The organism is Herpetosiphon sp. NSE202 (assembly GCF_042688385.1).
Classification (GTDB): Bacteria; Chloroflexota; Chloroflexia; order Chloroflexales; family Herpetosiphonaceae; genus Herpetosiphon.
This window is the reverse complement of the sequence record NZ_JBHUPY010000016.1, coordinates 43,430-56,825: the sequence shown is the minus strand read 5'-3', so window position 1 is coordinate 56,825 and position 13,396 is coordinate 43,430. Positions and strand designations below refer to the sequence as shown.

The following is a 13,396-nucleotide window of genomic DNA, read 5'->3' as shown; positions in this document are numbered from 1 at the left end:
GGTGAGGGAATCAGGCCATGGTTAACGCAATGAACCATTACACCTCATGCTCTATGTTCTCTATTTTCCGATCCCCAATCCCCAGCCCATGATCCCTATGCTCTATGTTCTATGCTCTATCCTCGCTAGGCACTTGCCGCAAAACGACTGGTGCGCAAGGTTGATGGCGCTTGGCGACGACGAGCAGCGCGTAATGGCCGCACTGGCAATTGCTCACTCACCACGGCAGTGCGCACTGGCAGAGGCTTGCGGGCTGGTTGCTCAATCGTGGCGATGCTATAACCCAAAGCACTCATTTGAGCCATCAAGTTTTGCGGTGCAATCTCGCGCATCACCAATTGATCGTCATCTTGTTCGATGATAATGCGGCGCATTTCGGGGTTCAAACAGTGATGTGCGCCACCTTTACCGCCAATCATGGCTTGGTATGCGCCAACGCCACAGACCGCCAAGACCATGCCTGCTTGGAATTCAGGCAACATCAAGGCTGGGCGATGCGAACGTGGATACAGATCGTCGGAATCGCAGGTGCGGCGGCCACCCAAACGCACTGCTTGCACCGCTGTATCCCAGCCATCCAAGGGCACAACCACAAATTCTTGATCAACAATTAAGGTATCTGGGGCCGAAACCATCAATGAGCCATTCAACAAATACCAAGGCTCAATTGCGCCAGCTTCCTTCACGCGGCCAACTTCAATCAAATATAGGTTGTGGTTGGCAACGGTGTAGCGGCCACATTCAGCGATGATCATGGGTGCTGCCACGCCATGCTCAGCACAAATGGCTTGGGTATTCGCCATCAAGTTGGTCAAAAAGCCAACATAATCAAATTTGAAATTCAAATCGTAGCCCGAGGTTGGCATGCCGCCGCCAAAATTGAACATCGTCAAGCTTGGGGTAGCGCTGGCCAAAGCAGCATAGGCGTTGGCGGAACGAGCCAAACGAGCTTCCCATGCAGCAGCATCCTCAATTTGTGAGCCAACCATGGCGTGATAGACCACCAATTGATGGGCAGTGCCAGCCAAACGTTGAGCAACAAGTTGCATTTCTGCGGGCGTTAAGCCGAAGCGCTCTGCACCAGCATGATTGCGATCCACGACTTCAGGGGCGTGGCGCTCACGAACACCAAACAACATTGGTTCACGGCATTGAGCCAATACATAATCAAGTTCATCGAGATCATCAAGCACTGTTACGACCCGTTCGTAGCCAGCGTGGCGCAAGGCCAAGATCCCATCGAGATACATCGGCTCTTTCGAGCCATTACAGAAGATATAGCGATCTTCGGAAAGCACGCCTTGCCGCCAGAGATGGTGAGCAATCACCACATCGGCAGCAGCCGAGGTTTCGTAGTGAGCACCAGCATTCAAGGCTGTACGCACCACTTCTTCCGAAAAATTGGCCTTGGTAGCATAGGCATACAAGAACGAGCCTGTATAGCCTGCTGCTGCCTGTGCAGCCATCGCATAATCAAGCATATTCTGCACCTGCGTGGTAATTTGCGGGCAGAACGAAACCTCAAGGGGCGCACCAAATTGCTCAACCAATGCACCCAGATCGACCGTATCGCCCAAGAGCAAGCGCTCGTTGCGGCGCGTTAGAAAATCGGTCAAAGCCCCAGCACCCGAAAAGCCAAATGAATCATTCAGGTAGCCAGCATAGGTTTGCTCGATCAACTGGACATGTCCCTCCAAGCCGTGATAGCCACGACGATAGTGCTCAGCCACAACAGGGGACTGAGAGAACAAAGTACAATCAAAATTAGCGGTGTTCGTTCGTGTGTTTATTGACGGAGACTCCCAAGTGCATTGCCCGTTTTTTGGGCATAAAAAAACCACGTGTCATGGCGACATTTGGCTTAAGCACTGGGCATAAAAAACCTGCCCAATTGTGGCAGGTGAGGAGATAGACAGAGAACCATTGCTAGTCTGCTAGCAAGATTTCAATACTCACCAACCTAAATTGAGGGAGGTTCAGCACAGCGCCGCGTAATTTGTCGCAGCGTGCAAAAATTCTGTCTACCGTTCATATAGCCTCGTTGAAAGCCCGCTCGGAAGTCAAAAACCAGCGCTCAAAACAATGTGATGCGCCCCAGAAAACAACCACCACTCATCGTTCCAATTGATGCAGCGACCTGCTGCCGATGAGCGCCGAGAAGGCACGGAAACCGTTGGTGAATTTCGATCACCGTTGCATATTTTAGCGTACTTTTGATGCTTGTCAAATAAGAAATTTGTATAATTATGCCCAAACAAATGTGTGATACTTGAATCGAGCTACATTGCCGTAACTGGAGCCAACTGAAATGCTGGCACAATCAATTGGAAACACGATCCTTGCCCTTGAACACTTTCAACCATAACATCGCCACCTAAAAGTTTAGCTAACGAACGACTAATCGCTAGCCCCAAACCTGTGCCGCCATAGCGAGCGGCGGTCGATTGCTCGGCCTGCAAAAACGGCTGAAATAAATTAGCAACTTGTTCGCTGCTCATCCCAATACCGTTATCGGCAACTTCAAAATGCAACCAGTTGCCATCGCGCCGCACCCGTAGGGTAATTGTGCCTTGCTGGGTAAATTTGGCCGCGTTGCTCAGTAAGTTAAGTAAGATTTGGCGCAGCTTTTGCACATCGCTGTGCATCAAACCCACATTCTCAGCAATATCCAGCACCAAACGATTGTTATTTTTGGCGATTTGTGGCTGGCAATACAGCACCAAATCATCAATGAGCTCGTGAACATGAAAATCTTGGCCAAACAATTCCATACGCCCAGCCTCAATCTTCGCCAGATCAAGCATATCGTTGATCAGCCCCAACAAATGCACGCCAGCGTTGTGAATAACCTTCAGGTCTTGCTCGTAATTGGTTAATTGCTCAGCAGCAGCATCTTCTTGCAGCAGCTCGCTATAACCAATGATTGCATTCAGCGGCGTACGCAACTCATGGCTCATCATGGCCAAAAATTGGCTTTTTGTGTGATTCGCCAACTCTGCATCTTCTTTGGCGGCAAGCAGCGATTGCTCGATTTGCTTGCGTTGGCTAATTTCGTTGGCCAACAATTCGCGCTCGCGCTCAAGCTCGCCAGTTTGGGCCTGAATTGTTGTGAGCAACGAGCGCAACCAACCAATCATGCCAATCATCAGGCCACTCATCAGCGCTGGCGGCCATAATGCGCGCAACTGCACCCACTCCATACCAGCCCAACGCAGCATCCACAAGGTAATCGACAGGCCAATGACTGTCGCCACCAAGCCTCTGCGCCAGCCAAACGACCATGCAACCAAGCCAATCGGAATCAAGACAAAGGCTCCAATCGTGCCACCAACTAAGCGATAAAGCCAAGGAAAGGTAAGCACATAAATCACGACAATTATCAGAATTGTCGCAATTCGGTAGAGCTGATTGATCGATTGGTTAATCGTTTGGCGTTTCATACATACCAATTCTAGCCTTACTCATCAAGATCGGCAATTTCGAGGCTAAGCGCATCGATCGAAACCTGAATTTCGCGCAACGACAAGCCCAGCGAGGTCAACAATAGCAATAAACTGCCCCCAAAGGTCAATTTGCCCAAAAAGGCTTGGCCTGCAAACAACACAAACATACACAGTACGCAGAAGAAAAATGCTGCTACGCCGCAAATTTGCATGCTGCGAATAATCCCAATTCGATAGCGCAAATTTTCCAGTTGGCCACGAATCCGTGGGTCGCGATCGATTTTATAGCGGCCTTTGAGTTCGCGCATTAACGATGCAATTGAGAGAAAGCGATTGGTATAGGCCAAAAACAGCAACGAAATTGCTGGAAACAACAGCGCCGGAGTGGTAAACGTCAATTCCATAATGAGCCTGCTTTGATGCTAAATCGAACCTCATAACCAGTCAGTTTAGCACTTTTAGCGCAAGCAATTGGAAAAAGCAGCACAGCTTACAGCACGCGATTAATCACAATTAACGCCAAAACCGCCCATTCGGACGAATGAGCGGCTTGGAACAGGCGAGCGAGCTTATGAAAGTGACTCATATAAGAGGCCGCCAAGCCCCATATAATCGATGCCCTTCAGTTGATAGCGTTCAACCTCAAGGTCGGTTTGGGTCATCAAGAACGAGCCAAGTTCATTTTTGAACAAGGTATATTCGCGGGCCATAGCATGGCTGCCGCTATATTGAATTGTCACAAAAACCGTGGTTGTGGAGGGCAAGCTAAACATGCGCACCAGCAACTCGGCTTCGGTTGGGGTTACACCGCTGCGTACCAACGTATCTGCTGATTGGGCGGTTTGGCCTTGTTCGGCCAATTGGCGGGCCATCACCAGTTTTTCGCGGCTAATATCGACGTGGAGGTTAACTGCTGCAGTATTGGCTGCATAATCGCTCAATTGAAACACCGTTTCGATCAAGCGGTCAAGATTGGGCATCTGCGCGAGGTTGTGAACTTCGGGGTTGATCACCGTATGCACGACTAAAAATTCATCGCGTACATGGCCAAAACCTTGAAGCACCACCCCATCTGCACGAGTATGATAAACCACCAGTGAGCGTTGTGGATACGCGCAACTTGCCACAACTCCAAGTAAATCTCGAACAATTAATAGTTGACCATTTTCATCGACCGCCGCAGCGTTGCGAGCACGGAGCGAATGTTCAGCCTGCAACAACTCCAAAGCGCGTTGATTCTCATCGGCGGTGGTCGCTTCGACACCCATCAAAGCCGGAGCTTTTAAGAGTGCACTAATTAACAGCAGTTCACTCCGTGAAAGTGTCACTGCGACCAAGGGTTGGGGGGTTGTCATGCCCTAATCTCCTACGGTACAACCGCAAAGGTACTGTCAATTGCAATAGGATTGGAATATTGCTGTTCCCATGCGTGGCCCGAAGCATTGCGATCATCGACTCCACGCTGGCGCGATTCGCGGGTGTTCACCGCAATCCGTTGGATCGTTGACCATTGCGCTTGTTCATTCGGGGCGATGGGAATTACAAATGAACGCTGATTGAGATTACTAACTTTTAATGCCTCTAACCAGTTCGCTTGATTTGGTTCTTCCCGTTCAAATTCGATCGTGGTGAGTTCGCCATTAATCTCTGCATCGACTAAGCCCACGATCAGTCGATAGCCATCAATTTCGAATAAAGCCGTTTGCAAAGGCGCATCGGGAAACTGGCGACTCAAGGGTAGCGAAAAGACTGCTGCGCCTGCATGAGGCTCAAGATAGGCCACGGTTGTGGGCTGGCCTGCTTGGGTTTGAGCCTGAATTAAGCTTAAACGCTGATACCGTGGGTTGTCACCCAACCACGGACTGATATCCAACGTGCCAATTGTCTGAATCGACTGTTCGTCGAGGCCGCTACGCACGGCCTCGGGAACAGCACTTGATCCACATCCAAAGAGTGATGCCAACAAACCCATTGCAAGCATCCTCCACCATACTCTGCACACAAGCTTCATGGGTTATTTCAGATATGGTGCAACTTCGGGATAGCTGTTCTTAATGATGCTAACCACGTCGTTGCTGGTCCAATAGGAGTTGTGATTGCTAATTGGGTTACCCGCATTCGCATTGGTCGTAAAGTAGTTAATCCCAGCATCACGGAAGCCACGATCGGCACCGAGCACCCCAGGCACCACTAATGGCAACGACTTCGGCGCGAGAATCCCTGTCATCAACCCCGGCGTGATGAAATTGCGGCCTTCGTCGGAGCGAATCCATGGCTGGCCAATGTAATCGCCCTTGTCGCTAATGCTGAGGAACTTAGCATGTTGCATTGCCCGATCAGCGTTCGCCACTGGCGACCCCATCGTAACCACCCCGGAAACATCAACGCCCATATTGTTTTCGAGCATTGGCGCAAGATTGCTAACAACCGCACCACCACCGCTATGCCCAAGCAGCATCACCGATTGGCCAGGCAGCAATGGGTTGCGCGCAAGGTCTTGCTTGATAAAGTTGTAGCTTTCTTGGGTATACTTGCCCTGATCTTGCATCGTATACTCTTGCACAACTTCGCTAACCCCAACGACGGTATTGAACAGCTGTGAGCCACCGTTGATTAGGCCTGCACCTGCGCCAGTAACTTTGTTGATTGCACCAGCACCCAAACCAGTCAGCCAATCAACTGGCGACAATAACCCACCATGATTGGTTCCTTTGAGGTCGGTTCCTTTCAGATCGGTCACATAGTTGGTGTTGTAGATAGCGGGCATCGCCTTAACTTGGCTTGGATCGTAGCCGTTGGCGGCTAACAAACGGGCCAGTTCTTGCGGGCCGCCGCCTGGCGTACCATCAGCCTCGGTCGCATTAATCCCATTGACAATGTACATGCGTGGTGGTGGCAATTGGTTGCCAGCCGCCGAGCCTGCTGCAAAGCCTTGAGCCGCAGCGCTGAACGATGTCGACCCATTGCCAGCACCTGCGCCGCCTTCGCCAAACGTCATGACCTTCGAAGCTTCTTGTTCAGCTTGCTGAAACACGCTGCTAATTTGTTGGGTCACAGTTTGGGCTTCCCGTAATACACTGGTTAGACGTTGCATAACGGGAAAGATTTCCGACTGCATTTCGTTAAAAAATGCCTTGGCCGCATCACCCATCCATCCGCCATTTGCTAAGCTATCATAGCTCTGGCGAATCTGGCTGTTGATTTGATCAACTACCTCCGATTGCTTGCCAAACCGACTTGCAACTTGAGTGAGTTGGTCATACTGAGCTTGAACGATTTCAGCTCCCATGCCAATACTCCTTAAAAGTGCGCTTCAACCCCTGGAATATTCTTACTCTCGTAGACCGAATGTGGGGTAAAAAACCGAAATGTAGCAGTATCATCGTATAAAAACAGACTTACGTCAAGATCTTTATTAATAAAAAGCCCGAATCTAGCACCTAGCTAGTTAGTTATTGTTAAGTTTTATTGGTAGCTTAGTAAAATTTGGCTGATTGAAGCCCCTACGAGCCTACCAAACCGTTGCAAGAACAAGACCATGCAGCAAGCAAAAGCCCCATGCTCATTTGATCATGGGGCTTGAATAGGGCTTAAACGAACGGCAGAGCTCGTTAATTTCTAAAGCACTATTAATAATTGCGCGAGCTTAGCCATTATTGGGTAGAGACTTCGCCACTATTTGCCAAAAATTCCAACATCCAATCAGCGTCGTGACGTTGGCTGCCATCAGCTTCGGGGCTAGCATCAAACCAGCCACTAAAGCGCCCAGCTTCAAGCACTACATCCTTAGCCTGTAAACCAGCAACCGCTAGATTTTCAAATCTTTTGAGTTTGCGTAAACTTGCTGCATTCAAGCTCACACCCCGCAAATCGCTGTTATAGAGCGTCGCAAAATCAAGAATGGCATGATCAAGCTGCACCCGTCGCAACGAACTGCGACTAATATTCAGCCGAATTGCATTGGTATAGCTAAGGTTGGCGTGATCTAAAATGCTGGTTTCAAAATCTGTTTTGTTGAGGTCGGCATAGGCTAGGTTGGCTTGGCTAAAATCGCTCATTTTAATAATTGCGCTAATCAGATCAGCCTGTTGCCAATTGCTTTGGCGTGCATCAACCTGCTTACAAAAGCTCGATCCAAAGCAGGCTTTGGCCAAATTGGCTGCTTGCAAATCGACCTGTTGCAGCGTTGCGCCAAAAAAATTACAACCGCGCAAATCACAGCCTGCCAAAACTACATTTTCCAACTGCATGCGCATCAACGAACGGCCACGCAAATCCATACCGCGCAAATCGCAATTGCGTAAGCTTATGGCTTCGCCAAGCTGCTCCTGCAACCATTCGGCATGGGCTTCGAGCAGTTGATCAAGTTTTTGTTGCGAAAAGTAGCGCATCACCAATCCCTCATTCCACGGTTAAGGCCTACAATTACTTAGCTGAGGTATATGCGCTGTTCGATAAGCTCGACTGCGCGGCTAATCCCTTGCTCTGCTTGCAGGGTTTTGGCCATGGCTTGGGCCTTTTGCTGCATTCGAGGCGTATTTGCTGCTTGGGCAATCGCCCATGCTAAGTTCTCTGCCGTTAATTTGTTGCGCGGAATTGCTTTTGGGCCTAAACCCAAGCTGGCGATGCGCTGGCCCCAACGCAGTTGATCGCCCAAATGGGGCACGATTACTGTTGGCAAGCCGGCTGCAAGGCTCGCGCAGGTTGTGCCCGCCCCGCCATGATGCACCGCCGCTTTAACATGACGAAAAAGGATTTCATGCGGCGCAGCGCCAATTCGAAAGACAGTTTTTGGAAGTTCGATTTGGCCCAAACCTGCCCAACCAGCTTGGATAATTGCCCGCTGCCCGCTATGCACTACTGCCTTGAGCAACAGTTCGCTAAAGGCATCGGGGTTGGCCCCAGTCATGCTGCCAAAACCGATGTAGATTGGGGTTGGCCCAGCGGCCAAAAATTGCTCCAGCTCAGCTGACATTTGCCAGATTTCATCAGGCGGCAAGCGCCAAAAGCCCACCGTTTGAATATTGGCGGGCCAATCGTAGGGATGCGGAATAAGCGCTGGGCTAAAACCCTGAATAATCGTGGTTTGGCGAAAGCGTTGCAAATATTCGGCCCTGGTTTGGGCTGGCAATTTGAGGCGCTGCTGACGAAATTGATTCAAAAATTTGCCGCCAATTTGCCAAGGAAATGGTTCAATTATCAAGCGCCCAAACCAATAATTAAGCCAGCTATCATGGCTTTCCAGTAGCGGCGCGACGCTCGATGGCCCAGAACGAGTGGCTAACATTGCTGGTTGCAACGGCGCACTGATATGTACCAAGCCTAAAACCTCGGCCAAGGTGACCGCAAAGGTATCCGAGGTAAAACTGCTGATTAACACATCGCACTGTTGAGCAGCCTGCCATGCATCCTCAATCATCGTCAGCGCATGTTGCTCCAACAAGCGGCGCATCGCTTGCATTTGCTTGGCTGGATTCGCACCATGTTTGACCCAATCGTTGCCTTGGTCGCTCAGCATAAGTTGCTGAATATCAACCCGGGCGATTGCCACCTGCAAGCCAAACGATTCGACCCACGCCTGAAAATTACTGCTGACCAAAAGCGTCACCGGATGCCCGCGCTCTTGCAAGGCCAAGCCCAAAGCAAGCATTGGCTGCACATCGCCGCGCGTACCCAATGCGATGATTAATATTCTCACACGCTGGCTCCTAATACAAAGGCCAAAGGCAATTCTGCTCGTTCGCGCCAAGCTTGCTCGGAGTGGCCAGCCCCAATAAATTTTTTGGTCAGCCAATCGTCGCCTTGACGATAGCCCGCCGCGTGCATAAAGCCATCCATCTCGCGTTGAAATGGCTCGTATTCTGCATCAAGATCTTCGGTGCCAAAATCAAAATAGATCCGATGCTCGCTTGGCTCAGGTAAGCGCTTGCCAAACCACTCAACCAATGCACTACCGCCAATTGGCCAGTGGGTCGAAAGGCAGCCAGCATTGCCAAAAACCTCAGGGTATTGCACCAAGGCATAGAGCGAGATCAAGCCGCCCATACTTGCACCCATAATGCTGGTAGCTTCAGGCTCAGGGTCGGTGCGATAGGTCGCATCAATTTGCGGCTTGAGTTCGTTCACAATCCACGCCAAATAGTGGTCGGAAAGTGGCTCGCCGCCAACCGCAGCCACAAATTGATCTTGCATTGCTTTGCTGCTGCTGTAAAACGGCTTGGCTGGCAGGTAGTCGCGAATCCGCTGCTCGCTATTCCAAATGCCAACCACAATCGCGCCATTAATCGTTTGGCTGGCAATCAAGTTTTCAATTGCCTCATCAACGCCCATATCAATCCCGATGTAGGCCAGCGCTGGGTCAAACAAGTTCTGGCCGTCGTGCATATAAATTACGGGAAACGTTTCCTCGGAGCTATGGTAGTTGGCTGGCAACCAGACATCAACATGGCGTGGCAAGAGGCCAGCAATCGCTACATCAGCGTAGCGTTCTAAAAATCCCGTTGCATCGGATAATTCAATCGTTTGCATAGATACCTCATCAACTAATCGAAACTCTTGAGCATTGTTTTGATCAACTTAATTGCTGGCTTTGATGGCAGCCTCGAACCAGGCCAAACCACTTGCTGCATGCTGCTATAGCTCCGTGGATTGAGCAAAACCATCGAGCGATAATAGCCATTACTCGGTGTCGAAAATGGCAATTGGACTAGCTTTATACATTCGGCGCTAAATGGACGGGCACTGACCGCAATCGTCATTGCATTGGGAATATGCAGCCGTAGCCAGCGCTGACGCGGAAAATTGGCCTCGACGACCGTTAATTGCGCAAGATTCGCTTGCTCTAAAACATAGGCTTGCTGTTCCAACGGAATCGCCAGCCGATCGAAATCCCAAAATGCGAGATCGCTGGTCACTTTGCCAATCAATGGCAGGGCTTCAACCCAACGCAACTGGAGATCGGCTGCTTGAGAGTTGTGCTGAATTGGGCAGCTGTATTGATAGCCATGCTGCGTCAACCAGCTGCGTAATTGGTCAAAGAAGTAATAATTCATGCCATGAGCCACATCCAAAGCGTACCAATTAATAATGATGGTAGCACAAAGATCAAGCCCAATTTTAAGTATTCTTTAGCACTAATTTCAATCCCTTTGCGCCGCAGAATCACGAGCCAAAGCATGGTTGCCAAGGAGCCAACAATCGTTAAATTCGGGCCAAGATCGGCTCCGAAAATTGTGCCGTAGATCAAGGCTGGTGCAGGTTGGGTTGGCAAATGCTCAAGCGTCGAGGTCATCACCAAAGTCATCGGCACGTTGTTGATCATATTCGAGCCAAGCGCACTACCGAAAATCACCCGTGCAATGTTGCCCAAGCTGGCGCTGCTGCCCTGCAACAAACTTGCGCCAAAGCGCTCAGTCCAGCCCAAGTGCTCGATTGCGCGCACCACTAAAAACATGCCGCTAATAAAGCCAAATAAGGCTGGCGAGAGTTCATGCAAGGCATGCTTGGGCTTGAAGCTACCAGCCCACCAGCTCAGCGCTGCCAAAAGCGCCGCGCCCGCCAAAGCCACAAATGCCAATGGCACTTGCCAAAGCGAGCCACCAACATAGGCAAGCGCAATCAATGCCAAGCCAATGAGGGTTGCGCGATACAGTTTGGGGTTGGCGATCGTGAAATCATCAAGCAGCGCCAAATCATAACTGCCCTGCAAATCACACCGAAACAACCAAGCAAATAAGCCAATGTTCCAGCCAATGCACACCAGCGATGGCACCAACAAGTAAGTCCAATATTCCCACAACTCGCGATTAAAGCGGGTCAGCACCAGAATATTGATTGGGTTGGAAACTGGCAATAAGGCCGAGGCCGTATCGGCGATAAAGGTACAGGCAAACATAAATGGCAAGGCCCGCAAACGCAAACGGCTGGTCAACGTCCAAACCACTGGCGTAAGAATCAAGGCCGTGGCATCGTTGGAAAGCACCGCCGTGATTAATGTGCCAACGAGAAAGACCGCCACATATAAACGCTGGGCTGAGCCATTGGCCCAGCGCGCAGCATACAACGCCAACGCTTGAAATACCCCTGCTTGCTCGGCAAAAAAGGCAATCAACATCAAGCCAACAAAAAAACCATAGACATTCCATTCGCGGGCCAAGGTTGGCACAATTTCGTTGAGCGGCAAAATGCCCACCAAGAGCATGGCCAATGCGCCAAGTAACGCTACCCAAGCTTCCGAAATCCGACGCGGACGAACCATCACGCCTAAGAGCGTGGCCCCAAAAATTGTTCCACCAAGCAGCAGTTGCATGATCTTCCTACAGTAAACGAGGGTTTAAGCACCAAGCGCACTCTTTAACGCCGAGGCGCAGAGGCATTCTGGCTTTTGGCTTTTGGCTATTGACTTACGCATGACAAAAGCAACCCCTATGCCGATAATTTATGTTCTACGGGTATTGGTTCATTGCTTTAACCATGCCCTGATCCCCTCACCCCCTAGCCTAGCCCCCTCTCCCGCCCGCGGGCGAGGGGGAACCAGCCAGTCCGTACTCCCCTCGCCCGCGTGCAGTGGGAGAGGGGATGGGGGTGAGGGCATGCTCACGTTGCCAATCCAATAATCAGTAGATATATGTTCTATGTTCTATGCTCTATGTTATTTCACTGGCCTCTAAAACAGAGAAAACCGCCAACCACAGCGTGGTGACGGTTGCTACGAATGATCGTTTTTAAGCGCCTACAAATACTCGAATTGGCTCATGCGTCGTCGCCACTCTTCCTTGATTTGGACAGTGTTTGCGCCGCGACTGGTGAAGAAATCGAGAATTAAGCGATTGAACTGCGAATTGGTTTCCAAAAATGGAAAGTGAGTGCTGTTTTCCAAAGTCAAAACTTGGTGCTCAATCGCCGCAGTTTCAAACAATTGGGCATGATCGCGGGCCACAATTTGGTCGTTGCCGCTATAAATGCCCAAGGTTGGCGTTTTGAGCGTTTCAAGGCTTGAACGCAAATCAGCAGCCAGCACCGAATCAAAAACCCGCTGAATCACCTCGCCAGCAGTGGCGTTGGTATCTTCGAGCACTTCGCGATAGGTATCGTCATCGATTTTGATATTTTTGAGCAGCTTGTTCCAGGTTTCGGTTGGGTTGGCCTTGCCCATCAAGCGCGAAAGCGTGCTCGGCTTGACCAAGCCACTCAACGGCTCGCCATAGACCGGCATATTGGAGGTGATGACTTTGATAAAACTGTTCGGAGCTTGGGCCGCCGCCCGAATTGCGACCATGCCGCCAAGGCCGTGGCCAACGAGGTTGGTGCGAACCATCCCCAATTCGCGCATAAAGGCCAACAATTGCTCAACATAGGCATCGATGTTGTAGGTGCCAATCGCGCGATCCGAATCGCCAAACCCCCAAAAATCGAGCGCATAGGTTCGAAAGCGATCCGAGACCATCTCCATTGATGGCATCCAATAGCGCCACGAGCCAAGCCAGCTATGCAAGAAGATAATTGGCTGACCACGGCCAAAAACTTCATAATGCACAACCCGATTTTCGATAAAAATTGCACTCATGCCCGCGTACTCAACAATTCGCGTACCCGACCAATGAGGGTTGCTGGGGCATAGGGCTTGAGCATATACTCGGTCGCGCCTGATTCCCAGCCTTCCTCAATTTCGGTTTTTTGCCCTTTGGCCGACAGCAAAATAATCGGCGTAGAAGCAAATTGCGGATACGTGCGCAACTCGCGACATGCTTCATAGCCAGTCATCTTTGGCATTTTAATATCAAGAACCAGCAATTCTGGCTCAACCTGAAGGGCTAGCTCAACCGCTTCAGCTCCATTATGTGCTTCGATCACCTCAAACCCGCCAAGGCTCCGCAGGCTGAAGCTGGTCATAAACAGCACATCTGGCTCATCGTCTGCAACGAGAATTTTGATCATGCCCATCGAAGCTCCTG

Annotated in this window: 13 protein-coding genes; all 13 read right to left on the bottom strand. The window is 50.5% G+C overall.

Annotated features, from left to right (window positions below):
- Positions 1 to 125 precede the first annotated feature (125 nt).
- Complete coding sequence (locus tag ACFMKP_RS19415; protein WP_382294231.1) at positions 126 to 1,730, bottom strand: arginine decarboxylase; 1,605 nt, start codon at positions 1,728 to 1,730, stop codon at positions 126 to 128.
- Positions 1,731 to 2,279: 549 nt separating this feature from the next.
- Positions 2,280 to 3,440 carry a sensor histidine kinase gene (locus ACFMKP_RS19410; RefSeq protein WP_382294229.1) on the bottom strand — a complete coding sequence of 387 codons (1,161 nt, stop codon included), beginning with the start codon at positions 3,438 to 3,440 and terminating at the stop codon, positions 2,280 to 2,282.
- Positions 3,441 to 3,457: 17 nt separating this feature from the next.
- Complete coding sequence (locus ACFMKP_RS19405; protein ID WP_054535447.1) at positions 3,458 to 3,847, bottom strand: DUF2721 domain-containing protein; 390 nt, start codon at positions 3,845 to 3,847, stop codon at positions 3,458 to 3,460.
- A 165-nt stretch (positions 3,848 to 4,012) separates the two neighbouring features.
- Positions 4,013 to 4,798, bottom strand: a complete 786-nt coding sequence (locus ACFMKP_RS19400; RefSeq protein ID WP_110513343.1) for a hypothetical protein — start codon at positions 4,796 to 4,798, stop codon at positions 4,013 to 4,015.
- Positions 4,799 to 4,809: 11 nt separating this feature from the next.
- Positions 4,810 to 5,415, bottom strand: coding sequence for a hypothetical protein (locus ACFMKP_RS19395; RefSeq protein WP_382294226.1), 606 nt, complete (start codon positions 5,413 to 5,415; stop codon positions 4,810 to 4,812).
- Positions 5,416 to 5,457: 42 nt separating this feature from the next.
- Complete coding sequence (locus tag ACFMKP_RS19390; protein WP_382294225.1) at positions 5,458 to 6,732, bottom strand: WXG100 family type VII secretion target; 1,275 nt, start codon at positions 6,730 to 6,732, stop codon at positions 5,458 to 5,460.
- Positions 6,733 to 7,096: 364 nt separating this feature from the next.
- Positions 7,097 to 7,834, bottom strand: coding sequence for a pentapeptide repeat-containing protein (locus ACFMKP_RS19385; protein WP_382294223.1), 738 nt, complete (start codon positions 7,832 to 7,834; stop codon positions 7,097 to 7,099).
- A 38-nt stretch (positions 7,835 to 7,872) separates the two neighbouring features.
- A complete protein-coding gene (locus ACFMKP_RS19380) occupies positions 7,873 to 9,141 on the bottom strand; it encodes a glycosyltransferase (protein WP_382294221.1) in 1,269 nt (422 codons plus the stop codon).
- Positions 9,138 to 9,971, bottom strand: a complete 834-nt coding sequence (locus tag ACFMKP_RS19375; RefSeq protein WP_382294219.1) for an alpha/beta hydrolase — start codon at positions 9,969 to 9,971, stop codon at positions 9,138 to 9,140. Before ACFMKP_RS19375 ends, ACFMKP_RS19380 begins: the two co-directional genes overlap by 4 nt.
- A gap of 14 nt (positions 9,972 to 9,985) precedes the next feature.
- Positions 9,986 to 10,495: a hypothetical protein gene (locus ACFMKP_RS19370; protein WP_382294218.1), complete on the bottom strand. Its 510-nt coding sequence runs from the start codon at positions 10,493 to 10,495 to the stop codon at positions 9,986 to 9,988.
- Positions 10,492 to 11,751, bottom strand: a complete 1,260-nt coding sequence (locus ACFMKP_RS19365; protein WP_382294217.1) for an ArsB/NhaD family transporter — start codon at positions 11,749 to 11,751, stop codon at positions 10,492 to 10,494. Before ACFMKP_RS19365 ends, ACFMKP_RS19370 begins: the two co-directional genes overlap by 4 nt.
- Positions 11,752 to 12,174: 423 nt before the next feature.
- On the bottom strand, positions 12,175 to 13,008 hold the full coding sequence (locus tag ACFMKP_RS19360; RefSeq protein ID WP_204755089.1) for an alpha/beta fold hydrolase: 834 nt from the start codon (positions 13,006 to 13,008) through the stop codon (positions 12,175 to 12,177).
- Positions 13,005 to 13,385, bottom strand: a complete 381-nt coding sequence (locus ACFMKP_RS19355; protein WP_382294215.1) for a response regulator — start codon at positions 13,383 to 13,385, stop codon at positions 13,005 to 13,007. Before ACFMKP_RS19355 ends, ACFMKP_RS19360 begins: the two co-directional genes overlap by 4 nt.
- Positions 13,386 to 13,396: the final 11 nt, after the last annotated feature.